Annotated in this window: 15 protein-coding genes; 13 read left to right on the forward strand and 2 right to left on the reverse strand. The window is 34.8% G+C overall.

Features of this window, described 5'->3' with window-relative positions; translation table 11 throughout:
• Window position 1: 1 nt before the first annotated feature.
• On the reverse strand, window positions 2–2227 hold the full coding sequence (locus tag OZP09_RS16910) for a fasciclin domain-containing protein (protein ID WP_281309699.1): 2226 nt from the start codon (window positions 2225–2227) through the stop codon (window positions 2–4).
• Between the two features lie 1164 nt (window positions 2228–3391).
• Here OZP09_RS16910 and OZP09_RS16915 point away from each other — a divergent pair.
• The 12 genes from OZP09_RS16915 to OZP09_RS16970 all read left to right on the forward strand — a co-directional run bounded on the left by OZP09_RS16915 (window position 3392) and on the right by OZP09_RS16970 (window position 23618).
• Window positions 3392–4333 (forward strand): ROK family protein, encoded by a 942-nt coding sequence (locus tag OZP09_RS16915; protein ID WP_281309700.1) that lies wholly within the window; start codon window positions 3392–3394, stop codon window positions 4331–4333.
• Between the two features lie 29 nt (window positions 4334–4362).
• On the forward strand, window positions 4363–4878 hold the full coding sequence (locus OZP09_RS16920) for a cupin domain-containing protein (protein ID WP_269234863.1): 516 nt from the start codon (window positions 4363–4365) through the stop codon (window positions 4876–4878).
• A gap of 148 nt (window positions 4879–5026) precedes the next feature.
• Window positions 5027–6052, forward strand: a complete 1026-nt coding sequence (locus tag OZP09_RS16925) for a LacI family DNA-binding transcriptional regulator (protein WP_269234864.1) — start codon at window positions 5027–5029, stop codon at window positions 6050–6052.
• A 483-nt stretch (window positions 6053–6535) separates the two neighbouring features.
• The gene (locus tag OZP09_RS16930; protein WP_281309701.1) at window positions 6536–9631 is read left to right on the forward strand and encodes a SusC/RagA family TonB-linked outer membrane protein; all 3096 of its coding nucleotides are present in this window, start codon (window positions 6536–6538) and stop codon (window positions 9629–9631) included.
• A gap of 12 nt (window positions 9632–9643) precedes the next feature.
• Window positions 9644–11257 (forward strand): RagB/SusD family nutrient uptake outer membrane protein, encoded by a 1614-nt coding sequence (locus tag OZP09_RS16935; protein ID WP_281309702.1) that lies wholly within the window; start codon window positions 9644–9646, stop codon window positions 11255–11257.
• A gap of 27 nt (window positions 11258–11284) precedes the next feature.
• Window positions 11285–12409: a SusE domain-containing protein gene (locus OZP09_RS16940; protein WP_269234867.1), complete on the forward strand. Its 1125-nt coding sequence runs from the start codon at window positions 11285–11287 to the stop codon at window positions 12407–12409.
• Between the two features lie 61 nt (window positions 12410–12470).
• On the forward strand, window positions 12471–13655 hold the full coding sequence (locus OZP09_RS16945; RefSeq protein WP_269234868.1) for a glycoside hydrolase family 76 protein: 1185 nt from the start codon (window positions 12471–12473) through the stop codon (window positions 13653–13655).
• 156 nt (window positions 13656–13811) lie between these two features.
• Window positions 13812–15617: a glycoside hydrolase family 2 protein gene (locus OZP09_RS16950; RefSeq protein ID WP_281309703.1), complete on the forward strand. Its 1806-nt coding sequence runs from the start codon at window positions 13812–13814 to the stop codon at window positions 15615–15617.
• 10 nt (window positions 15618–15627) lie between these two features.
• Complete coding sequence (locus tag OZP09_RS16955; protein ID WP_281310767.1) at window positions 15628–17919, forward strand: GH92 family glycosyl hydrolase; 2292 nt, start codon at window positions 15628–15630, stop codon at window positions 17917–17919.
• A gap of 38 nt (window positions 17920–17957) precedes the next feature.
• Window positions 17958–19388 carry a glycoside hydrolase family 125 protein gene (locus OZP09_RS16960; protein WP_269234871.1) on the forward strand — a complete coding sequence of 477 codons (1431 nt, stop codon included), beginning with the start codon at window positions 17958–17960 and terminating at the stop codon, window positions 19386–19388.
• A gap of 29 nt (window positions 19389–19417) precedes the next feature.
• Window positions 19418–21595 (forward strand): GH92 family glycosyl hydrolase, encoded by a 2178-nt coding sequence (locus tag OZP09_RS16965; RefSeq protein WP_281309704.1) that lies wholly within the window; start codon window positions 19418–19420, stop codon window positions 21593–21595.
• Window positions 21596–21656: 61 nt separating this feature from the next.
• Window positions 21657–23618 carry a glycoside hydrolase family 97 protein gene (locus tag OZP09_RS16970; RefSeq protein WP_281309705.1) on the forward strand — a complete coding sequence of 654 codons (1962 nt, stop codon included), beginning with the start codon at window positions 21657–21659 and terminating at the stop codon, window positions 23616–23618.
• 82 nt (window positions 23619–23700) lie between these two features.
• Here the strand turns inward: OZP09_RS16970 and OZP09_RS16975 are convergent, their stop codons facing one another.
• Entirely contained in the window at window positions 23701–24072 is a 372-nt protein-coding gene (locus tag OZP09_RS16975) for a hypothetical protein (protein WP_269234873.1), read from the reverse strand.
• A gap of 352 nt (window positions 24073–24424) precedes the next feature.
• Here OZP09_RS16975 and OZP09_RS16980 point away from each other — a divergent pair, with 352 nt between their 5' ends.
• Window positions 24425–25753 carry a sugar porter family MFS transporter gene (locus tag OZP09_RS16980; protein ID WP_281309706.1) on the forward strand — a complete coding sequence of 443 codons (1329 nt, stop codon included), beginning with the start codon at window positions 24425–24427 and terminating at the stop codon, window positions 25751–25753.
• Window positions 25754–25788: the final 35 nt, after the last annotated feature.

The following is a 25788-nucleotide window of genomic DNA, read 5'->3' on the forward strand; positions in this document are numbered from 1 at the left end:
TTTATTTATATGAAAGATAGTTGTCTATTAAATGGATTAAGGTTCTGTCAGCCAGGTTGTTACTTTTGTTAGGAATGATTGTTGCTGACTCGCTTTTTTTATCAATAAACGATAGTGATCCTTTGTCGCTCACAACGGTTAGATAAACCTTCTCATCACGACCATCTTTCAGTAACGTTTCGACCTGACCTGTAATTTGGCCATCATTAGAAACTGTTTTGGTTGCTAAAATATGATAACGAATAAAATCAGCTACCTGATCTTGTTTAAATGAATCTGTCGGGGCGAAGGTTGGTGCACCTGTAATATTATCTCCGGGAAGTAGTCCAGCTTTTACAGCTTTTACAATGGCAGCATTATTGGGTACTATAATAGTGTAGGCTGTTCCAAGATCTACTCCTGTTATTTTATCTCCCACAGTATTGTAAATAATCGAATTTTTCAGATAACTGTAAAAGTTAAAATATTCAGAACCTGGAGCTGAGGCTAAATTTTTAAGATCTACACCCGGTGATTCTTCGCTAAATTCAAGTAAGTTGTCAATATAGTAGGTGCGTCCATTTTGTTGATCTTCATATCCAAGAATATTAGCCATGTTTTCTTTAACTTCATTTCCTGCGGCGTAAACTCTATTGTTGTTCCATTTAATGTATTCGCCGGGTATATCCATATCTCCTGAACGTATAATACCGGAACCAGATAAATTATTTAACTCTCCTTCTGGTGTTGGGACAATACAGTTATACAAAACACGCATCAAACGCAGTCTTGAATCAATAGCACTTGAGGCTGTGCCACCATTAGGGGGAGTGTACATCCATTCTGACCTGGCTGTATTATAATCATATCCAAGAGAGCGTAATACAGCATCCGAAGGAAGAAATAAAGTATATTTCTGATTGATATTACTTATAATTTCCCTGTATGAAGTCCCATCGTTAAATAATCGTGTAGCCAAAGTAAATTTAGGGTCCAGATAAGCAGACGTATAAACGCTGAAAAATAAATTAGATGCCTGTACTTTGTTAGTTCCGTAAAAGAATCCATTACTTAATACTTTAGCATCTTTTACATCAGTATTTATGTTAAATCTTAAATCTTCGTCTAATGCATTATTATAAGACCCAAATTTTGATGGCCATACTGCCCCAGTTACCATATGAGCTTTTAGCAAATCCTGAAAAACATATTTAGGAAGCTGATCCATTTTAAAGTTTTTAAGTAATACTTCATCAATGAATTTTTGTAGAGATGCATTATCCGGAGCAAATAAAGTATAAGCATCATTTTGCCCATCATTATCCATTTGCTTTAAGAAGTTTTCATTATTAAGCGAATAAGGCAAACCTGCATCATACACTTTGACATATACATCATCAGCTTTTCCAGTGTAATTACGATAAGTAGTAGTCGCTGATTGATTAAAAGTATAACTCACCAGATTTTTCTGTATTAACTCACGAAAAAGGCTGTAGTTACTGTTATTCTCTAAATATTGATCTAAGTTTACCAATGGAAGTGAAACCTGGCTAACTTCTTGAATAACACCGTTTTCTGCAATAATATCGGCTTCCTTTATTGTTCCTCCAAGTACATTAAACTCTGTGTATGTAGAGTTTGGAAAAAAGAACTTATAGTCATTTGAATTTAAACCTTGAGCAGTAAAGTACTCTTTTTCGAAATAAGAGATATACTTATTATTATTATCGCCTGATACATAATAGCTTGTGCTTCCGGTATTGTTTCGATTAGATCCAACAATAACCATTGGCTTTCCATTAATGGTTTTTTTTTGAAAGCCATCATAAAAAGCTGTTCTTCTTCTAAAAGCATTGTCTGGAATCCACCCTGTTCCAGACTGGTAGTCTGAAAGTTGTTCTGCACGGAAAGCATTGTAGATAAGCGCATAACGAACAATTTTACCAGCAGTTTCAGCATCAATTTTATTTACATCTGTGATACCTTGTTCCTGAAAGTATTTAGTAAAAGCTTCGTCGTTAGGAGCCATCATAGTCCAATAACCTGCCTTGCCTAAAATATCCTTGTATCCCGCTTTTTCAATTAAAACCAGAAGATTTTTAAAATTGCCACGTGCTTCCAACTGTTGGTAAATAGGCGGCTCTAAGGTATCTGGTCGACCATAATAATCATCATAAGCATCCTTGCTGCAACTCGCTAGGAGGATTAGAAATGAAAAGGCAAGTAGTTGTTGTATTTTTTTCTTCATTCTGGTTAATTTAAAATAATGAGGACGATTGGTTTTAACTTTTTTTTAGTAAAATATAGATATGTCAAACCTAAAAGGTTATACTGCTAATTCTATCCTGCACTATCCTGTTTTTTTTTATATGTGTTTTTTTAGTATGAATTAAATAGTAATTCAATAATCTATGTGTTAATATTTTAAAAATACGTCAAACTCGGTATTTGTAGGGCTTCAACAGCATGTACTTGTAATTATGAGTAATTTAACATTGTGAAAAAAAAATATTTATTTTAACAAAAAATCATAGCATTAATGAGTTAAATCAATGATTATGAAGCGGCGTAAGTGCTTTTTTTGTAAAGAAATTTCAGATAGATTTTTAATAACTTGACTCAGTGGTTATCATATGTACTCTATAGAGTTTCATTAATTATAAAATATTAGAATACTTGTGTGTAAGTGGGTATTAGCTGTAAATCAGTTGAGAATTTAAAAATCGATCAATATTTTAAAATATTAATTGAAATATTTTAAATACTAAATCGTTTTAGTATATTTGCCTGCTTATTATCAGTTTATAACAATAAGTAATACGATTTCAAACCATTTATTTAATTGATTTTGTTCTACTTAAAATATGAAGAGATTGTTAATATACGTTAAAAAAAGCAAGTAATATTTTGAGTTATATTTCAAATTTTTCAATACAATCAGAATTCTTATTATACATCAATTCATAGTTCCAGATGAATATCAGGCTTTTTTTAATGACCTCTTGTTTGTGATGTTTTTGTGTTAATTTTTCAGATGGAAACGACTAATCTAATTCATAAGAAGGCTAATACTAATCTATATGTGGCTGAACGATGTGGATTATTTTTCTTGTACGAAAAGATGAGTTATCAGCAGATTGTTGGCATAGTAATAAAATCAGATATGCTGTTATGAATCAGTTTTACAAAAAGACTAATTCTGGAGTACTGAAAGAATAAATCAAGAATAGAGTTATATACGAGAATAGTATTGTTTTTTGACAATATAGTATCAAATGGCGAAAGTCTTTCTTTTTAGGTTTGGATATTATTTTAATCTAAAAAACAAGCTTTAACTGAATTATAAATAGAATAAAAAGTATAGTCAATTTAATAATTGATTGTAAGTTAAAATAATTAAAACGATTAAAAAATGTCAGTAACAATAGGTATCGATATAGGGGGGAGCCATATCAGCAGTGCAGCTGTAAACAATGATGATTTAAAAATAATCCCGGATACATATTTTAGCGGATCTGTAGATTCTAAAGCATCAAAAGAAATAATAATTCAAAAATGGGCACTTGTAATTAATCAAACGATTAAGGCACTTGAGAAAAACGGAATGATTTTTTCAAATGAAAACATAGGAATCGCTTTTTCAATGCCAGGTCCGTTTCAGTATCAGACGGGAGTAGCTATGTTTGCAGGTAATGATAAATATGAATCATTGTATAATGTTTCAGTGTCAGATGAACTGCTGAAATATTTAGGTACAAAAGAGGTAAGTTTTAGATTTTTGAACGATGCCAGCTGCTTTGGGGTCGGCGGAGCTCTTAAGCAGGAATCTAAGGGGGATAATAAGGTGGTAGCAATTACTTTGGGAACCGGATTTGGAGCTGCATTTTTAGATAATAAACTGCCTGTAACACAAGGAAGTAATGTGCCTGACAATGGATGTTTATGGGATAAGCAATTTAAAGACAGTATTGCAGATAGTTATTTTTCCACCAGATGGTTTTCAAGTGAATATGAAAGTATAACTGGAGAAAAATTGACAGACGGAGTGAAAGAAATTGCCAGTATCAAAAATTATGCAACGGCAAAAATATTTGATGACTTTGCCGATAATTTAAGTGCTTTTTTAACTCCATATCTTTTTGATTTTGATACCCATTTATTAGTAATTGGAGGAAATATTGCAAAATCTCACCGTTTATTTTTGCCTAAACTAAAAGAGAATTTTAAAAATAATAATATTGATTTAGCAATAAGTATTATTGAAAATACTGAAGAAACGAGTATTATTGGTTCAAGTTATCTTTTTAATGAGGTTTTTTGGGAAAAGATAAAAGCAGAACTCCCAGCTTTTTAAAATTAAATTAATTATTATAAAAATATACAATGAATATTGAAGTCTCAAAGAAAGATAGTAAAGCAACAGTATTTGAAAAAATTAGAAATGAAATCCAAAAATACAATTTCAATATTATAAATGAAGATCAAACCAGGCCATGGGGAGGTTTTTTTGTAATTGATGAATCTCAGGCAAGTGACTTTATTGCTTTGTTTTTTTCGCATTTAAAACTAGATGAGGTTAAAATCACAAATAAATTAAGCCCAAAAATTTTAGTTGTAGCTCCTGACAGCAGACTTTCGTGGCAATATCATTTCAGAAGATCAGAAATCTGGAAAGTAGTTACAGGGCCTGTTGGAGTGAAAATTAGTGATACTGATGTTGAAGGAGAATTAAAAAACCTGGATAACGGCGATTTTATTCAAATGGATAAGGGAGAACGTCATCGTTTGATTGGTTTGGATTCATGGGGTGTTATTGCAGAAATCTGGCAGCACACAGATGAAAATAATCCTTCAGATGAAGATGATATAGTGCGGCTTCAGGATGATTTTGGCCGCTAGAATTGTTTGTTCTTTAAGTTAATACAATTTTAGGTTGAGCAGGAGTTTTTGTAAATCTTTAAATTTCACTAAATTAGATTTTAACAATAAAGTATAACTTTACTATATTTGAGCCAAATTTGTGGTTAAAAGTTAAAAAGATTCTTAAATGAAAAAGAAACCTGTTTCTATTAGAAATATTGCTGAAGAATTAAAAATATCTGTTACAACAGTATCATTTGTTTTGAATGGTAAAGCAAAAGAAAAACACATTTCTAAAGAACTTACTAAAAAGGTTTTAGATTATGCGAAATTGATTAATTATAAGCCAAATCAAATTGCGCAGAGTCTGCGTACAGGTAAATCAAAAATTTTGGTTTTTATGGTCGAAGATATTTCAAATAATTTCTTTGCCAAACTAGCTCGTATTTTTGAAGATATTGCTTACGATAAAGGATATAAAGTTATTTTTTGCAGTAATGAGAATGATGATGAGAAATCAAATGAGCTCATAACATTATTCAATTTTCGTCAGGTTGACGGATTTGTTATAGTGCCATCGCCGGGTATAAAAGATACAATTGAAAATTTAATAAAAGACAACATACCAGTTGTATTATTAGACAGGTTTTTTGAGGGAGTAGATTGCAACAGTGTTGTTATTGATAATGAAAAAGCGTCTTTTGATGCGACACAGCATTTGATTGATAATCAGTTTAAAAATATTGGTTTTGTTACCATTGCCCCAAATCAAAGTCAGATGGAGGGCCGTCTTTCCGGATATCTTAAAGCAATAAACGAAAATGGCTTAAAACCCCATACACTAGAAATTCCTTATGATGAGGTTTATAAAGGAAAAGGCAAAGAACACATTAAAAAGTTTTTTGAGGCGGGGACAGATTTAGATGCTGTGTTTTTTGCAACCAACTATCTGACTCAAACGGGACTGGAAATTTTTAAGGAAAATAATCCGTCTTTAATACACGATCTTGGAATAATTTCATTTGATGATAATGATATGTATAAAATATACAGCCCAACTATTACATCTGTTTCCCAGCCATTAAATGATATAAGTACAAAATTAATGGAAATCATGCTTCCTCTTTTGAAGAAAAAAGACGTGACAGAAACTGTTCAAAAAGTTATGGTCAATGCAGAGCTTATTGTGCGCGAATCATCTTTAAGTAAATAAACAAGATTTTAAAAAATCTGTTAAAAAAACGAAAAATTCTATAATCTGATTGTCAATGCTAATTGGCAATCAGATTATTTTTTTTTAATCAGTTTTTAGAAGAAAATAAGGACTTTTACATCGCTAACTCAAATATTTGGATCTATTTATCCTTCGAAAATTATAACGTTTTCGTTGGGTTTTATTAAATTATATTTAAATAATCTCTCTATTTTAACTGATGCTTTATAATATTAACATAAAATTTATATTTAGTAAAAAATATTTTTTTTTACTAAAACGTTTTAGTATGTTTGCTATGAATTAGTTTGCTAATGAATGATATAGCTTTTGATTTTAGGATTTACCGGGATCTTTTAACCTTCAAAAAAGGCCTTATTGATTTTTTAGCAGTGCTTACAAGATAATAGTGTTTGTTTTTTTTAAAAGCTGTTGTTTAAAGCTGGAAAACTGATTTGATTAAAAAACTAACCTTAAATTTTTATGATGAAACAATCAAATTGCAGAAAAAAGAAAAGAATGCTTCTCATGCGTTTCTTTCTTACAAGTATTCTCTTTTTTGGCGGATATCTCTATTCAACCGCCCAAAATCAAAAAACACAAGTTACCGGGGTTATTACCTCAAAGTCAGATAATTTATCCCTTCCTGGTGTATCTGTTATTGATGTAAGTGATTCCAGGAATGGAGTTAATGCAGATTTTGATGGACGTTACTCTATAAATGTAAATAGCGGCACCACAACATTACGATTTACTATGATTGGATATAAGCCAGTCGAAATAAAAGTAAATAACAGAACTACAATAAATGTTGCGATGGATCTGGATGTGTCAAGTTTAGATGAAGTTGTGGTTGTTGGTTATGGTACTCAAAAAAAGAGAAAAGTTACAGGTGCTATAGATCAGGTAAGCAGCCAGGCTTTTGAAGGAAGACCAAGCGTTAATGCTACTCAGGCGCTGCAGGGAAAAGCTCCAAGTTTAATTATTCAGCAAACTAACTCTGAGCCAGGTGCGGGCTTAAATATTAATATTAGAGGTATAAGTACGCTGGGGAGTAATGCGCCATTAATAGTAATTGACGGTATTATTGGAGGTGATATTAATGCTTTGAATCCTGCTGATATAGAGAGTGTGTCAGTGTTAAAAGATGCTGGTAGTGCTGCCATTTATGGTTCAAGAGCGAATAATGGAGTTGTATTGATTACAACCAAAAAAGGTAGTAAAGGCAAATCAATGACAGTTCAGTATAGTAGTCTTGTTGGATACAATAATCCATTTTTCTTTACTAAACCTGTGCATGGTTATGAAAATGCAATGCTGAGAAATGAAGCAGCTTATAATTCTGATGCTGCAGGTGCTGTATTCACTGCAGATCAAATTGCAGAACTTAAAGCGAAAGGGGACACAGAATGGTTTGCAGAAGAAATTGTAAAACCTGCCCTTCAGCTAAATCAGAGTCTTTCAGTTTCGGGAGGCAGTGAACACTCAACTTATATGGTATCTTTAGGATATCTGGGTCAGGAAAGCAATTTTGTCGGACCTAAGAAAGGGATGGACCGTTATAATTTCAGAATCAATCTTACCAATGATTTCGGTAAGCTTAAACTGACCTCTATTTTAGCCTATTCAAAACAAAAAATTACGGATCACTCTTCCAGTACAGGTACTTTGATGGTAGATGCATTCAGGGTTCCGTTGTATTATACTCAAAAAGATGAAAATGGTAATTATTTGACAAATGATGTATTACAGCAATTTAATTCTTTAGGGATTTTAGAACAGGGAGGTTTTAGAAAATATGATAATGATGATCTTTTCGGGTCGTTAAATGCAGAATTTAAATTGACAAATTTTCTAAAACTTAAAGGAGTTTTTGGAGGACGTTTGTGGAATGGAAGTATGTACAGCAGAACAAAGCAGGTTGATTTTCTTCCTCAGGGAGTTTATGGTGCTGACAGAGATACTAGAGATGAATCCAGAAAAAGCCTTGATCTGAATACGCAATTTATGCTTGAATTTAATAAATCTTTTGCAGGAGTCCATAACGTTGGTGCTTTGATTGGTGTTTCAAATGAAAATCATTCAGACAGAGGAATTGGTATTTATAAAAAATTTACAGATCCTGATTTAGGTACACCTACAAGTGAAACAGTTATTGGTGAGAATTCATATAACTCTAATGCCAGTTCAGGTAAAAATAGTTTAAACTCTCTTTTAGGCCGTGTAACATACGATTATGATGAAAAATATTTTGCAGAGTTTAGTTTCAGATACGATGGTTCATCAAAATTCAGGGATGATATAAGATGGGGTTTCTTTCCATCTGCTACAGTAGGTTATGCACTTACAAAAGAAAGCTTTATGGAAAACTATAGAGACAAGGTAGGGAACATTAAATTAAAATCATCTTATGGAGTTTTAGGAAATCAAAACGTTGGTAATTTCCAATATCAAACAACCTATTTTACTTTCCAGAATGCATATGGGTTTAACAACTCTGGTGTAAGCGGAACTGGATATAATTTTTCAAACCCTGATCTACAATGGGAAAGAGCAGCAACTTTCAATGCGGGTATTGAAGCAGATTTCTTTAAAGGAGATTTAAGTTTTTCTTTTGATTTTTTCGACAAAGTTACATCAGATATACTTCTTCCCCCACAAGTTCCGGGAGTTTATGGTACAGGTCTTCCTGATTTTAATTCAGGTAAGCTAGGTAACAGAGGATGGGAAATCAGTGCTACTTACAGACATAAAGGAAAAAATTTAAATCAAAGTTTTACAGTAAATATTGGAGATTCTAAAAACAAAGTTCTCGATTACAATGGTGGAGATGAAAGATTAACAGGTGTAGAAGAGCTTCAGGTTTTGCTACGTGAAGGATTACCTTTTAATTCATACGTAGGTTTAAAAAGAGATGGGTACTTTCAGAATTGGGAAGAAATCCAGGGAGCAGCTGTTCCGGAAGGATTATCTGTACAGCCAGGTGACAACCGATACGTAGATGCTAATAAAGATGGTAAGATTGATGATAATGATAAATTCATTTTTGGGAATCCTTTTCCAAGATACACATTTGGAGCGACCTATACTGCAGATTACAAAAATTTCGATTTAAGTATTTTTATTCAGGGTGTTGGAAAAAGAACAATGATGATCAGAGGGGAGCTTGTTGAACCATTTCATTATAATTATGGTATGACTATGTACACCCATCAGCTGGATTACTGGACACCGCAAAATCCGGATGCACGATATCCGCGTTTAGCAAACAACGGTACACAATCGAACACAAATAACTTTAGAAGAGGTTCAGACATGTATCTATACGATGGTGCCTATGCCAGACTTAAAAATGTACAGCTAGGATATTCATTACCTGCAAATACAGCTGAAAAATTAGGTATGAGCCGATTCCGTATGTATGTTTCAGGGCAAAACCTGCTTACATTGTCTAAAGTGAAATTTGTTGATCCTGAGCTTTCTGAATTCAATAGTAACATGACACCTTCGGGGGCTAACAGTGGTAGAGCATATCCAACACAGGCTTATTACGGAATGGGTATTGATATTAGCTTTTAAAAAAAAATGAAAATGAAAAATATACTTAAACAAATAAAATTCATACCGGTTGCATTATTGCTCCTGGTAAGTTGTGAGGACCTTGATCTTGTGCCTGAAAACCAATTTACCGATGCTACTTACTGGACAAGTGTAGATAAGGCACAGACATTTCTCAATACGGCATATTCGCAAATGCAGAACAGCTCGCGTTTCTTTTACAATGAAGCTTTGTCTGATAATGCTTATAATGGAAGAGGGGATAATGAAGGAGCTGCATCTATTGGTTCAGGAATTTATGATCCGTCACTGGGGAGACTGAAAAGTGAATGGAACGACAGATATGCAGGAATCAAAACCTGTAATCTTATAATAGAAAATATTGACCGTGTACCAAATTCTGATCCGGCTGTAATAGCAAGAATGAAGGCAGAGGCACGTTTTCTAAGAGCATTTCAGCATTTTCAGTTGACAACCTGGTTCGGTGATATTCCGGTTCTTAAAAAAGATCCTTCTCTTCAGGAGGCCAAAACAATAAGACGAACTCTGCATGCGGAAGTGGTTGAATTTATATTAGATGAGCTTGATGCTGTTATGCCATTATTGCTAAAAAATACGCAATTAACAAATGCCGAAAGAGGAAGGATAACTAGGGGTGCAGCAGCTGCTTTAAAAGCAAGAGTGTTGTTATACGAAAGCAGATGGGAAGATGTTATCGATACAACAGAAGATTTTATGGCGATGGAATATGGTCAGTATGGTCTTTTTCCATCTTATGAAGGTTTATTTCAGGCTCAGAACGAATATAACAGTGAAGATATCCTGAGCTTACAATATGTGCCTGTGGACAGAATGTGGGGAGAATTTTTTGATATGGCACCTATATCTTCCGGGGCAAGATTAAATGCATTGGCTCCAACACAGGAATTGGTGGACAGTTATGTAATGCTTAACGGAAAAAGAATTAATGAAGTAGGCTCTGGTTATAATGAAAATAACCCATATATTAACAGAGACCCAAGACTTACAGCTACAGTAGTTTATGACCAATATAACTGGAAAGAAGGAAATGGAACTTCTCACATAATTAATATCAAGCCTGGGACAGGAGGTCCTGATGAATATGTACTGGGATCATCTGCAACGCCAACAGGTTATTATATCCGTAAGTATTACGATTCACAGCATTTAACTTCGTTACAGTCCGGATTAAACTTAATGCTTTTTCGCTACGCTGATATATTATTGATGTATGCTGAGGCTAAAAATGAACTAGGCCAGATGAACAGCACTGTTTGGGATCAGACTATCAAAGCTTTAAGAATGCGTGCAGGTTTCACAGATGCAGCAGCATTATCATTCAATAGTTCATTAAATCAGACAGCCCTTCAGGAAATTATAAGAAACGAGCGTCGTACAGAATTTGGTATGGAAGGCTTAAGAATCTTTGATATCAGAAGATGGAAAATAGCAGAAGATGTATTAAATGGATATGCGCACGGTGCAAAATTCGGACCTTCATCGGTTGATAATGGTTATTTAAGAGTGAACTTAAGAACTTTTGATCCGGATAAGCATTATTTATGGCCTGTACCAAGAGATGAGCGTTTGATTAACACAAATTTATCTCAAAATCCAAATTGGTAATTCTAATTCAACTTAAAAACATATAAAATGAAAAATATATATTCAAAATTAGTATTAATTGTATGTGCAGTATTTATTGTTAGCTGCGAGAATGATGATTCAATGAGTCACACAAAGGTAAGCGCTGTTAAAACGCTTTATTCACCAGAAAACAACAAATTTTTTGATTTAAATGCGCAGAGCTCTGCAGTATTCGAATGGGAAGGGGCTAAAGCCGAAGATAACGGAGTAGTGCTTTATGATGTAGTTTTTGACAAGATTGACGGGGATTTTTCTAATCCAGTTTACGTTATGCCTTCTGACGGAAAAGGATTTCAGCCAAGTTTAAACCTTTCATTTACTGATTTGAACAAAATTGCAAAACTGGCAGGTATAGAATCAGAAACCCTTGGCAAATTAAAATGGATGGTTTATTCTTCTAAAGGAATCAATGTTGAAAAATCTACCGTTTCAAATGTAATCGAAATACTAACGCCAAGCGGATTCCCTACTCCTGATCAGTTGTTTATTACCGGTACAGGTTCTGAAACGGGAGATGTTACAGCTAATGCACAGGCTTTCAAAAAAACAGGTGCTAATACCTTCGAAATATATACGAAACTACAGGCAGGTAGTTATAAATTCATTACCAGAAAAAATGGTACTCCTGACGTTTTCTATATCAATGATGGAAAATTAAAACAAGATGGTGCTACAACTTATACAGGAGATAGCAAAGTATATAAAATTGCTGTTGATTTTACTAATGGTTCAACTACTATGACGGAAATCAAAAAAGTAGAGTTATGGTTCCCGCCACTAGGCCAGTATCTTTTTGAATATACGTACGCAGGTGGAGGAATCTGGAAAGCTGATAACAAACTTATTGTGTTCAAACAAGAATCATGGGGTAGAGATGAGCGCTATAAATTTAAATTTACAGTGGTAAATGGTACTACTACAAGCGAACAATGGTATGGAAGTACAAAAGGGGATAACAACAGACCAGATGCTAACACTCCTGCATCTTTCTGGTACATGGTTCCTGTAAGCAATGATTTCTGGGCTAACAGTTTCAAGTTTTCAGGTGCAGTAGATAACAAAAATGTAAATGCAGTGATCAACTTTAGTGCTTCAGTTCCAGCTTACACACACAGTTTTACAATTTTATAAATAACTATCACGTCTCTTGAAGAGTGATCTTCAGGAGACGCTATTTAAAATAAATTATATCATGAAAAGATTTTTTTCAAAAAGTTATAGTATTCTGTTTTTATCTGTTGTAGGATTGGGTTTAATGACCGTTTCATGCGAAGATGATGCAATTCCGTTGCGCGATCCTAATAATTCAGGCGGTAATAATTTTGTATACACCTGGGAAAAGACAGCAGATTCTTTGCAGCTTTCTACTTATAACAATTTTTTAGGGACTAATGGTACTTTTGTAGAAAACAATACAGGAAAAACCACTTTCCATTATTGGCCTAATGCACATGCACTTGATGTTCTGGTGGATGGTTTTTTAAGAACAGGGGATAATAATTATAAAACCAAAATGAAAGCTTTGGTACAGGGAATTAAAGTAAAAAACGGCAATACTTATAATAACGTTTTTAACGATGATATGATCTGGCTTGCCCTTTCAAGCCTTCGTGCTTACAGTGCTACACAAGATCAGGAATATAAAGATGTTGCTGATTATTTGTGGGGAAGGATAAAATTAAGCTGGAGTGACGATGTGTTTGGTGGTGGTATTACCTGGAAACAAGATACACCAAAACAAAAAAATGCAGTATCTAATGCTCCTGCAGCAATCGTAGCAATAAGACTTTATGATATTGACAAGAAACCGGAAGATTTAGAATGGGCCAGGAAAATTTATGCATGGCAAAAAGCCAATCTTGTAGATCCTGTTACAGGAGCTGTATGGGATAATATATCTGAAACAAATAATGTTGTTGTAACCAATAAAGACTGGGTATTTACCTACAATATGGGTACATGGATAGGCATAGGTTTGAGATTGTATAAAGCGACAAACGAACAGACTTATCTTAATGATGCTGTAAAAACAGGAAGAAACGTTTTAGTAAATCCAAAAATAGTTTCAGAAGGGATTCTTAAAGATGAAGGTCAGGGAGACGGCGGATTGTTTAAAGGTATCTTAGTTCGTTATTTTACTGAGCTTGCTGAGCATCAGACTATCAATTCTACAGATAGGGAAAAATTTGTAAATTTCTTAAAATTTAATGCCCAGATATTTTATAAAAAAGGAATCCGAAGACCAAATATGTTTTCTGGTAACAACTGGAAAGTAGCGCCTGCTGCAGGTGCAAATACAGATCTTACAACGCAGTTGAGCGGTGTAATGCTTATCGAAGCAGCAGCAAAACTGGATAAAGACGGATATTTTGATTAAATAAAAAGCGTTTGTTTTTGTGTTGGTAATTTTTGTAACACCTGAAGGAAATGAGCAGCCTTCAGGTTTTATAATATCTGTCTGACTGAAATCAAAGTTTTAAAAAATAGTCTCCTTTTAAAAAAAATGCTGAAATTCAAAAAATAAAATATCATAATGAAAAACAAATTAACGATTATACTTTTCTTCTTTGCTGGCTTTGCTTGTATTGCACAGTGGAAACCACAGGGAGATAAGATAAAAACAAAATGGGCAGAACAGGTGGATCCTAATCATTCATTAACTGAATATCCACGGCCTATAATGGAAAGAGAGCAGTGGAAAAATCTTAATGGCTTATGGAATTATTCAATTCAGCCGGTGGGACAAGCAGCGCCAAAAGGATATGACGGAAAAATACTCGTTCCTTTTGCTGTTGAATCGAGCCTTTCGGGAGTGATGAAATCTGTTGGTTCAGAAAAAGAGATTTGGTATGAAACCAGTTTTACTATAGACAGTAATTGGAAAAATAAAGATATTTTATTGCATTTTGGAGCAGTAGACTGGAAAACAGAAGTTTGGATGAATAATGTTAAAATAGGAACTCATACCGGTGGTTACACGCCTTTTAGCTTTAATATTACACCATTTCTCAATGGGAAGTCTCAAAAATTAGTTGTAAAAGTATGGGATCCAACAAGCGACGGAACACAGCCAAGAGGAAAACAAGTTAAAAATCCGGAATCAATCTGGTACACACCTGTTACCGGAATCTGGCAGACAGTCTGGTTAGAACCGGTAAGCAAAAAACATATTAATAATTTAAGAACAACGCCTGATATTGATCGTAATACAATCAATATAGCAGCAGAAACAGAAGGAAGTAATGCCGGAGATCTTGTTGAAATTACAGTTTTTGACGGAACCAAAACTATCGCTACAGAAAAGGCAGTTGCAGGTCAGTCTTTAGATATAGTACTTGATAATCCAAAATTATGGTCACCCGATGTACCATTTTTATATGATGTAAAAGTTAAATTGATTAGCAACGGCAAAATCGTTGATGAGGTAAAAAGCTATTTTGCCATGCGTAAGATTTCTTCAAAAAGAGATAATAATGGCATTGTCAGGATGCAGCTTAACAACAAAGATTGTTTTCAGTTTGGACCGCTGGACCAGGGCTGGTGGCCTGACGGATTATACACTGCTCCAACTGATGAAGCATTAAAATACGATATAATCAGAACTAAAGAATTAGGTTTTAACATGATTCGAAAACACGTTAAGGTAGAACCGGCAAGATGGTATACACATTGTGATAAAATGGGTATTTTAGTATGGCAGGATATGCCAAGCGGAGACGCAGGCCCAATTTGGCAAATGCACAACTATTTTGACGGAAATGAATTAAAAAGAACTGCACAGTCCGAAGAAACATACAGAAAAGAATGGCGTGAAATTATGGATCATTTGTATTCATATCCAAGTATTGTCGTTTGGGTGCCATTTAATGAAGCTTGGGGGCAGTTTAAAACGGTTGAGATTACAGAATGGACTAAAAACTATGATCCAAGCCGACTGGTAAATTCTTCAAGTGGAGGAAATCATTTTCAAACGGGAGATATCTTAGATATCCACCATTATCCTGAACCGGAATTAAAATTGTACGATGCACGCAGAATCACGGTTTTGGGAGAATATGGAGGAATAGGTTTTCCGGTAACCGGCCATTTGTGGCAAACCGATAAAAACTGGGGTTATACACAGTTTAAGAATACGGAAGAAACTACAGCGAAATACAAAGAATATGCAGACAAGTTAATTCAATTGGCAAAAGTTGGTTTTTCAGCAGCAGTATATACGCAGACGACTGATGTTGAAGGAGAAGTAAACGGCTTTATGACGTACGATCGTAAAGTTGATAAAATGAATTTTTCTGAAGTAAGCAAGATAAACAAAGACGTTATTAATTCTATTAAATGATCAGGTTTTGATAAAAAGTAAGTACACCTTAGCATTAATTTTTTTGGCCTTCGTATCTGGAAGTGCACAAAACAAGCAAATAATTACGCCACAGCAGCCTGTTGACTGGGTTAATCCTTTAGTAGGAACTGATTCGGATTACGGCATTTCAAACGGAAATACGTATCCGGCAATTGCTATGCCATGGGGAATGAATTTCTGGACTCCTCAAACAGCTAATATGGGTGATGGCTGGGCTTATACGTATAAGTCAAACCGGATTAAAGGTTTCAAACAGACCCATCAGCCTTCACCGTGGATGAACGATTACGGACAGTTTTCAATTATGCCTGTTACAGGTGAACTGAAATTTAAGGAAGAAGACAGACAAAGCTGGTTTTCGCATAAAGCTGAAACCGTTACACCGTATTATTATAGTGTTTATCTGGCAGATCATAATGTCACAACAGAAATTACGCCAACAGAAAGAGCAGCAAGATTTCGATTTACATTTCCGCAAACTGATAAAGCATATGTTGTTATTGATGCATTTGACAAAGGTTCTTATGTGAAAATAATTCCGGCAGAAAGAAAAATTATAGGTTACACGACCAAAAACAGCGGTGGCGTTCCCGAAAATTTCAAAAACTATTTTGTCATTATTTTCGACAAGGATTTTGAGATAAATTCAACTTTCAACGGAGATGTTTTAGGCAATGCTTTAGAAATGAAAGCAGATCATGCCGGAGCCGTAATTGGTTTTAAAATAAAAACAGGAGAAAAAGTAAACGCTCAGGTGGCATCATCTTTTATAAGTTATGATCAGGCCGAGTTGAACTTAAAGGAAATTGGCAGTAACAATTTTGATCAGCTTAAAGAAAAAGGAAAAGCAATCTGGAACAAAGAATTGGGCAGAATAAAAGTAGATGGCGGAACACCGGATCAAATAGGAACTTTTTACTCCTGCCTGTACAGATCGCTTCTTTTTCCAAGAAAATTTTATGAACTTGATCAAAACAATAAAGTAATGCATTACAGTCCGTACAACGGAAAAGTGTTGCCTGGCTATATGTTTGTTGATACCGGTTTTTGGGACACCTTTAGGGCTTTATATCCTTTTTTAAATTTCATGTATCCGGAACTGAATACCCAAATGCAGGAAGGTCTTTCAAATGTTTTCAATGAAAGTGGCTGGCTGCCTGAATGGTCTAGTCCGGGATTACGGGATATTATGGTCGGAAATAATTCGGCATCCATTGTATCTGAAGCGTATTTAAAAAGCGGTAAAGTAAAAAATTATGATATCGAAAATCTTTATAAGGCGTTGATACATGGTGCTAACAATGCAGGTCCCTTAAGAGCTGTAGGACGTGCCGGAGTTGATTCTTACAACGCTTTAGGATATGTCCCTAATGATGAAATTCAGGAAAGTGCAGCCAGGACATTAGAGTACGCTTATGATGATTTTGCTATTTACCAATTAGGAAAAGCGTTAAATAAACCGCAGTCAGAAATTGATTTGTATAAAAAAAGAAGTCTAAATTACAAGAACCTTTTTGATCCAAAATACAATCTGATGCGTCCTAAAAATAAGGATGGTAAATTTATGGAACCTTTTGATCCTTTTCAATGGTTTAACGGATTTACAGAGGGTAACAGCTGGCACTATTCATGGTCCGTTTTTCATGATGTACAAGGTTTGGTTGATTTGATGGGCGGAAAAGGAGTATTTGTTTCGCAACTGGATAAAGTTTTTTCAGCACCTCCGGTTTTTGCTACAAAAGATTTTAAAGGTGGCGTAATTCACGAAATGAGAGAAATGCAGATTGCAAACATGGGACAATATGCGCATGGAAATCAGCCCATTCAGCACATGATTTATCTTTACAATTATGCAGGGGAACCATGGAAAGCCCAATATTGGGTAAGGGAAACCATGAACAGGATGTACCATGCAACACCTGATGGGTACTGCGGTGACGAAGACAACGGACAAACTTCTGCCTGGTATGTTTTCTCTTCATTAGGATTTTACCCTGTTACTCCGGCTTCTGATCAATATGTTATTGGTGCACCATTATTTAAAAAAGTAACGGTCGAGCTTGAGAATGGTAAAACGATTACCATAAATGCAGGTTCAAATAGTAATGAGAATAGATATATCAAAGGAATGAAATTGAATGGAAAGACCTATTCGAAAAACTGGCTGAGCCATTCCCAATTAATGAAAGGGGCTACAATTGATTTTGAGATGTCGGCAACGGCAAATAACAAAAGAGGAATAAATAAAGAAGATTTTCCGTACTCATTATCGAATGAATAATAGGAAGTTCTTTTTTTATAATTTTAAAACATACAAAAATGCAAAGAAGAAAATTTATCCAGAACACAGTTTTATTTAGCAGTTTAGCACTTGTTGATCCTATGGAAATCATTGCCGGTACAAAGGCAGCCAAAGATTTCCCGATTGTGAGAGTGGCAAAAGGCAAAAGGAATTTTGAAAGTGAATTTATTGAAAAAACAATAGTTGAGTTTCAAAAGAATGTAAAGGATAAAGAATTAGGATGGTTGTTCAATAACTGTTTTCCTAATACGCTGGATACAACCGTAACCTATTCACAGAAAAACGGAAGACCTGACACGTATGTAATTACTGGAGATATCGATGCCATGTGGCTAAGGGATAGTTCTGCTCAGGTTTGGCCGTACATGGCTTTTGCCGGAAAGGATTCAAAATTAAAAAATCTTATTGCAGGTGTTATAAACAGACAGACAGAATACATCCTGAAAGATCCATATGCGAATGCATTTTATAATGATCCGAATAAAAAAGGGGAGTGGACTACCGATCATACCGATATGAAGCCGGGCGTACATGAAAGAAAATACGAAATTGATTCGCTATGTTATCCTATAAGGCTGGCATACAATTATTGGAAAAATACCGGAGACATTGCTCCATTTGATGAAAATTGGGTAAAAGCAATTAAGGAAACCTTAAAAGTTTTCAAAGACCAACAGCAAAAATACGGTAAAAATCCATATACTTTTCAAAGAACAACACAGTTTGCCACCGATACAAGGCCATTAAAAGGGTATGGATATCCAGTAAAACCAGTTGGCCTTGTTTGTTCTGCTTTCAGACCAAGTGATGATGCAACTGTCTTTTCATTCCTTATCCCATCTAATTTTTTTATTGTAGCGAGTATGAATCAGGCTGCAGAAATGTTAGAAAAGATTAAAAAAGATACTGCTACTGCAAAAGAATTAAGGGATTTGGCTAATGAAGTTGACAAAGCTATCAAAGAACATGCAGTAGTTAAACATCCAAAATACGGAGATATTTACGCATTCGAAGTGGATGGTTTTGGAGGCCATTTATTGATGGACGATTCCAATGTTCCGAGTTTGCTGAGTTTGCCGTATCTGGATGCAATTGATATTAAAGATTCAATTTATCAAAATACCAGAAAGTTTGTCCTTTCAGAAGACAATCCTTTTTTCTTTAAAGGAAAAGTAGCCGAAGGAGTTGGAGGTCCTCATGTTGGTATGGATATGATCTGGCCAATGTCTCTTGTGATGAGAGCCTATACAACATCTGACGCGAACGAAATCAAGGATTGCATCAGAATGTTAAAAGCATCACACGGAGATACCGGATTTATGCATGAATCTTTCCATAAGGATGATGCTAAAAATTTCACCAGATCGTGGTTTGCATGGACGAATACTTTGTTTGGGGAGCTTTTATGGGACACTTACAAAACGAATCCAAAATTACTAGAGTTATAACCTGTAACCGATTTTAATTTTTTAAAATTATGAAATTAAGAAAGAAAATAATACTCGCAACACTTACCGTGTGTTTGGCGAGCCTGAATGGTATTGCTCAAAAATCAGGTGGCGGACTTTCAAAAGGAAAATATACAGCATTGGTAAATCCGTTTATCGGAACATCGCCATTATTAGATACAAAAATCATTGGATATACACCTCCAAAGGATATGCGTGTCTGGGCAGGCTTGGTTTTTCCGGGTTCATCAGTACCAAATGCTATGGTGCAGTTAAGCCCCATGACAAAATACAGATCAGGAGCAGGATACGAATATGAAGACACCAATATTTTAGGATTCACTCATACCAATAAAGGACATTGGAATTTATGTCATATCCCCCTTTTGCCGGTTCCGGACGGAGCATCTTTTCCATACAAATCTTCCTTTAGCCATGATCAGGAAAAGGCAAGCCCTGCTTATTACGAAGTATATTTAAAAGCGTATAATGTTCAGGTAAAATTAACATCGACTTTGCGTTGTGGCGTGCATGAATATACTTTTAAAAATAACAAAGGAAGAAAAGTACTTTTTGATTTAGGAAGAGCAAATAACCATGTTGATGACTGGAAGATTAAGCAGGAAGGTTCAAATGCAGTAAGCGGTTTTCAAAGAACAGGAGGAGAAAAAATATATTTTTATGCCACTTTAAGCAGTCCAATTGAAAAATTAGATACTAAAGATTTATCAAAAAGCGGAGGTTATACATTGGTAAATCTCAAAGATGGTGATGCAAAACCGGTTACAGTTAAAATTGCTTTATCATTTGTAAGTATCGAAAATGCAGCTGAGAATCTGAAAACAGAAGTAGGAGAAAAAAGTTTTTCAAAAGTTTTTAATGAAGGAAGTACCCAGTGGGAAAATCTTCTTTCTAAAATTCAGGTCAAAGGAGGCAATGACCAGCAAAATGTAATGTTTTACAGCATGCTGTACAGATCATTTTTATGGCCGGCTTTACGAAGCGATGTAAATGGTCAGTTTACGGATGAAGCCGGAAAAGTACGCAAAGAAAATTATCATTATTATACGCTGCCTTCTTTGTGGGATGATTACAGAAATAAATTGGTTTTATTGAGTATTTTTTCGCCTGAAGTCACCGCTGATATTATTAGTTCCATGATTAACGAAGGAGAGATTAAAGGTTTTATGCCAACATTTTTCCATGGAGATCATGCGGCATCCTTTATAGCGGGCTCTTACATGAGGGGAATTAGAAATTATGATGTTAAAAAAGCCTATGAACTATTATTGAATAATGCTTATAAAGAAGGCGGAATCAGACCTCATATTTCAGAATACATCGCAAAAGGGTATGTTCCGGAACAAGATATTAAGGATCCAAAAATAGAAACTAAAGGGAATGCTGGGGTTACCAAAACTTTAGAATATGCTTATGATGATCACGCACTTTCATTATTAGCTAAAGCGCTAAATGACACAGAACATTATAACGATTTGGCTAAACGTTCTAAAAATTATGCAAATGTATTTGATAAGTCAACGACTTTCATGAGAGGAAAACTGGCAGATGGCAGTTGGGTTACACCCTTTAATCCTGAATTTCCATATTATGAATACATGTACAGGGAGGCTAATGCATGGAACGTATCTTTTTATGTGCCACATGATATGCCTGGATTGGTTAAACTTTATGGAGGTGACAAACCTTTTGAAACTAAATTGGACCAACTCTTCACAAAACCATGGAATCCAGATTATATTGCCTGGAATATCTCCGGATTTATAGGGCAGTATTGTCATGGCAATCAACCTGCACATGAAGCACCTTTTTCATATTATTTTGTAAACAAGCCTGAAAAATCGCAGAAAAGAATAGATGAAATATTAGAAACAATGTACGGAATTGGTCCCGAAAAACTTGCCCTGAGTGGTATGGATGATGCGGGTGAAATGTCCTCGTGGTATGTGTTTGGAGCGCTGGGACTTTACCCGTTATCACCTGCCGATCCCGAATATATTGTGACAGTTCCAATTTTTAAGGAAGTGGCCTGGACAATGCCGGCAGGTAAAAAAGTGACCATAAAAAATCTTAACGAAAAAAGAGATTTAGAAGCCATTAAAGTAAACGGTTCTAAAATTGACGGTTATTTCATTTCTCACGATTTGTTTAAAAATGGTGGTGAAATACAAGTAATGACCAAATAAATAGTACTAATAAAATAGCGTTCCATGAAAATGGGACGTTATTTATATATAAACATTTCAGATGAAAAATATACAATTACTTGCATGTTTGTTATTTCTTTTAGGAGGTTTCAATGCCTATTCCCAGAAAACAAAATGGGAAATTGCATCTCCAAATGGCGAGATTAAAATAGAGGTCAATTTAGGCGATAAAATTTATTATTCAATTTCGGCAGGAAACGAACAATTAGCTTCAGAAAATCATTTAGGATTAATGCTTAAAAATGAAACATTAGGCTTAAATCCGAAATTATCAGGAAGCAGAACAGGAAAAGTAGATGAGGTTATAAAGCCTGTTGTTCCGCTTAAATTTTCAACAGTTGCCAATATGTATAATTATCTGCTTCTGAATTTTAAAGGAGGGTATTCCGTTGAATTCCGAGCTTTTGATGAAGGAGTGGCTTACCGTTTTATTACCGCCAAAAAAGGAGAGATTGAAGTATTAAATGAAGATTTCACAGTCAATTTTCCGTCAGATTATTTGCTTCATTTACAACAGACAGGAAGTTTTAAAACATCAAGTGAAGAAGAATATTCACATATCAACGGAGGCGAATGGAAATCTTCTGATAAAATGTCTACGCTTCCTATTTTGGCAGATACAAAAAACAGGTATAAAATTTTAATCAGCGAATCTGATCTGATAGATTATCCGGGAATGTTTTTAAAAGGAAACGGAAGCGGTGCTGTATCAACATTTCCAAAAACGCCTTTAGAATTTGGTTCTGACGGAGACCGAAGCCTTAAAATTTTAAAAGAAGCAGATTATATTGCTAAAACAACAGGAACGAGAAGTTTTCCGTGGCGTTATTTTGTTATAACGAAAAATGACAAACAGCTTATTGAAAATACGATGACATTGAAACTGGCACCAAAAAGCGAAGTAAAAGATTCTTCATGGATACAGCCTGGACAGGCCAGCTGGGAGTGGTGGAATGGTGCTACGCCTTATGGTCCGGATGTTAATTTTATTTCAGGTTATAATCTGAACACGTATAAATATTTTATAGACTTTGCTTCAAAATTCGGCATCAAATATATTATAATGGATGAAGGCTGGGCTAACAGCACAACAGATCCCTATTCGCCTAACGCTAATGTTGACGTCAAGGAACTGATTCGTTACGGTAAAGAAAAAAAAGTTGGTATAATACTTTGGCTGACCTGGCTGACAGTGGATAAAAACATGGAACTTTTTAAAACTTTTAAGGAGTGGGGAGTATCAGGAGTAAAAATAGACTTTATGGACCGCAGCGATCAGGTAATGGTGGATTACTATGAAAAAGTAGCAAAAGAAGCTGCCAAATATCAAATACTGGTAGACTTTCATGGCGCATTCAAACCGGCCGGTTTAGAATACAAATATCCAAATCTGATTTCGTATGAAGGTGTGAGGGGAATGGAACAAATGGACGGCTGCAGGCCGGATAACAGTCTTTATATGCCTTTTATGCGAAACGCGGTTGGACCAATGGATTACACTCCGGGTGCAATGATCAGCATGCAGCCTGAAGTTTACAGGTCTGAACGTCCGAACTCTGCCAGTATCGGAACCCGTGCATATCAGCTTGCTCTGTTTGTTGTTTTTGAAAGTGGTCTTCAGATGCTTGCCGATAATCCAACCCTTTATTATAGGGAAAAAGAATGTACTGAATTTATTACCTCGGTTCCAACTACATGGGATGAGACTGTCGCTTTAGAAGCTGAAGCCGGCCAATATGCTATTGTCGCTAAAAGGAAAGGATCAAAATGGTTCATTGGTGGCATAACCAATAATGCAGAAAAAGAAAGAAACTTTAAGCTAAATCTAAGCTTTTTGAAATCTGGACAATCCTATAAAGTAACTTCATTTGAAGATGGATTCAACGGAGGATATCAGGCAATGGATTACAGAAAAAAAAGTTATAATATCAAAAATAATGATGTTATTGAAGTGAAAATGGTTAAGAACGGTGGCTGGGCTGCTGTTCTGGAGGAAATTTAAAAACATATATGTCCAAAGTATAAAAAACGACATGATTTAATTCAAAGCATGTCGTTTTATATTTACTGATGTAAAAAAGTAATTATTCCTTATGCCCACTAAGATCATTATTTTTCTCAGCATTGGTAATCCCGTCATTTTTATTTTCGAACTGATCCTGATTCCCTGATTTTGTCGTATTAGTTTCAAAATCGTTTTCCGGATGTTTCAGGTCTTCAATAAATTCTTCCTGATATTGATATGGATCTTCATCCCTCGCATAATTATCAGTATCCACAAGTGTATTCTGATCTATATAATCAGGATCGCTTTCTCCAAATTCTGTTTTGTTTTCTTTGTTAGACAACGGTTGAGAATCCGTTTTATTTTGAATATCACTACCGTCAACAAGTGTGTTTTGATCAATAAAGTCAGGATCTGTTTGCCCGTATTCGTTGTTGTTTTGATTTTCCATGATATTGTTGTTTTAGAATGATTATTTTTAATTCTAATATTTTAACTTTCATATTTACAAATTTATCCTAAAGAATCCATTGAGTCATTACAGAAATATTACAGATAGTTCCATAATTAAAAGCATATATTAATATTTACTGATAGAACACTTTAAGAGGCAACTTTATTTCAAACAAGTTTGTCAAGATTATTGGTTCGTAAATTTTTATTTATAAATATTAATGCAATTATTTGTAAGTTGAAATATCTAAAACTATATATTTGTAATCAACTAAATCGTTTTACTAAACTACTATAAAGAAAATTTAATGAAACGGACTATACTAATTAACTAACTAACCAACCTTATTATGAATAAAATACTTTTATGGTCTATTACGGCTGCTTTGGCCGGTTTTTTATTTGGATTTGATACAGTTGTAATTTCCGGAGCTGATAAAAAATTACAGGAATTATGGCATACTTCAGATGTTTTTCATGGGTCTGTCGTAATGGCAATGGCTTTATGGGGAACGGTTTTAGGAGCCATTTTTGGTGGTATTCCAACCAATACTTTAGGAAGAAAGAAAACATTGATCTGGATTGGTGTTTTATTTTTAGGATCTGCTATCGGTTCTGCTTTTGCAAATGGGCCGTGGACTTTTGCATTTTTCCGTTTTTTAGGAGGGTTAGGAATAGGAGCGTCAACAATTGCTGCACCGGCATATGTTTCTGAAATCGCTCCTGCAAAAGATCGCGGAAGATTAGTCTCATTATATCAGTTCAATATTGTTTTAGGGATTTTAATGGCCTTTTTATCTAATTATTTATTGAGAGATGCGGGCGAAAACGCATGGAGATGGATGGTTGGAGTGATGGCTTTTCCGGCTTTTTTTTACACTCTTATTGTTTTTACTATTCCGGAAAGCCCAAGATGGCTTTTGTCAAAATCCAGAACTGCTGATGCTAAGATTATTTTAGAGAAAATTGATCCTACAGCAAAAATTGAAGATTTAATGCAGGAAATGAATATTGGCGAAAACGAAAATAAAGCTATAAAAGAGGAAACAATATTTTTAAAGAAATACAGGTTTCCATTGGTTTTGGCTTTTTTAATAGCGCTCTTTAATCAGTTTTCAGGTATAAATGCCTTCTTATATTATGCCCCGAGAATTTTCGCCGAAGCAGGTTTAGAAGAGAGTGCAGCATTAATAAGCAGTGTAGGAATTGGCATTACTAATCTTGTATTTACGCTGTTTGGAGTATTTCTGATTGATATTTTAGGGAGAAAAGTATTAATGTATATCGGTTCAGTTGGTTATATTATTTCTTTAGGACTTGTATCGGTTGCTTTTTTCTTAAAATGGCAGGGTATGCAGGTTCCCCTTTTTCTGTTTTTATTTATTGCTTCACATGCAATAGGGCAGGGCGCAGTAATCTGGGTTTTTATTTCTGAAATCTTTCCGAATCACTTACGAGCAGGCGGACAAGCATTTGGTTCTTCAACACATTGGATTTTAGCAGCAATTATTCCGTCTGCGATACCTTTTTTATTTTCGACAATTGGAGCAGGTGTTGTTTTCCTGATTTTTGCTGTTATGATGGTGTTTCAGTTGCTTTTTGTAATTTTTATGATGCCTGAGACCAAAGGAAAATCGTTGGAAGAACTTCAGGAGACAATTTTAAAAAAAGTGAATTAATAATTCCATTTTCATTAGACAGAATATATATTAAT

Source organism: Flavobacterium flavigenum, assembly GCF_027111255.2.
In the GTDB taxonomy this organism is placed as follows: Bacteria; Bacteroidota; Bacteroidia; order Flavobacteriales; family Flavobacteriaceae; genus Flavobacterium; species Flavobacterium flavigenum.

Coding starts and splice junctions, on each gene's coding strand:
- OZP09_RS16910 (WP_281309699.1), bottom strand. CDS start 2,227: ATGAAGAAAAAAATACAACAACTACTTGCCTTTTCATTTCTAATCCTC.
- OZP09_RS16915 (WP_281309700.1), top strand. CDS start 3,392: ATGTCAGTAACAATAGGTATCGATATAGGGGGGAGCCATATCAGCAGT.
- OZP09_RS16920 (WP_269234863.1), top strand. CDS start 4,363: ATGAATATTGAAGTCTCAAAGAAAGATAGTAAAGCAACAGTATTTGAA.
- OZP09_RS16925 (WP_269234864.1), top strand. CDS start 5,027: ATGAAAAAGAAACCTGTTTCTATTAGAAATATTGCTGAAGAATTAAAA.
- OZP09_RS16930 (WP_281309701.1), top strand. CDS start 6,536: ATGATGAAACAATCAAATTGCAGAAAAAAGAAAAGAATGCTTCTCATG.
- OZP09_RS16935 (WP_281309702.1), top strand. CDS start 9,644: ATGAAAAATATACTTAAACAAATAAAATTCATACCGGTTGCATTATTG.
- OZP09_RS16940 (WP_269234867.1), top strand. CDS start 11,285: ATGAAAAATATATATTCAAAATTAGTATTAATTGTATGTGCAGTATTT.
- OZP09_RS16945 (WP_269234868.1), top strand. CDS start 12,471: ATGAAAAGATTTTTTTCAAAAAGTTATAGTATTCTGTTTTTATCTGTT.
- OZP09_RS16950 (WP_281309703.1), top strand. CDS start 13,812: ATGAAAAACAAATTAACGATTATACTTTTCTTCTTTGCTGGCTTTGCT.
- OZP09_RS16960 (WP_269234871.1), top strand. CDS start 17,958: ATGCAAAGAAGAAAATTTATCCAGAACACAGTTTTATTTAGCAGTTTA.
- OZP09_RS16965 (WP_281309704.1), top strand. CDS start 19,418: ATGAAATTAAGAAAGAAAATAATACTCGCAACACTTACCGTGTGTTTG.
- OZP09_RS16970 (WP_281309705.1), top strand. CDS start 21,657: ATGAAAAATATACAATTACTTGCATGTTTGTTATTTCTTTTAGGAGGT.
- OZP09_RS16975 (WP_269234873.1), bottom strand. CDS start 24,072: ATGGAAAATCAAAACAACAACGAATACGGGCAAACAGATCCTGACTTT.
- OZP09_RS16980 (WP_281309706.1), top strand. CDS start 24,425: ATGAATAAAATACTTTTATGGTCTATTACGGCTGCTTTGGCCGGTTTT.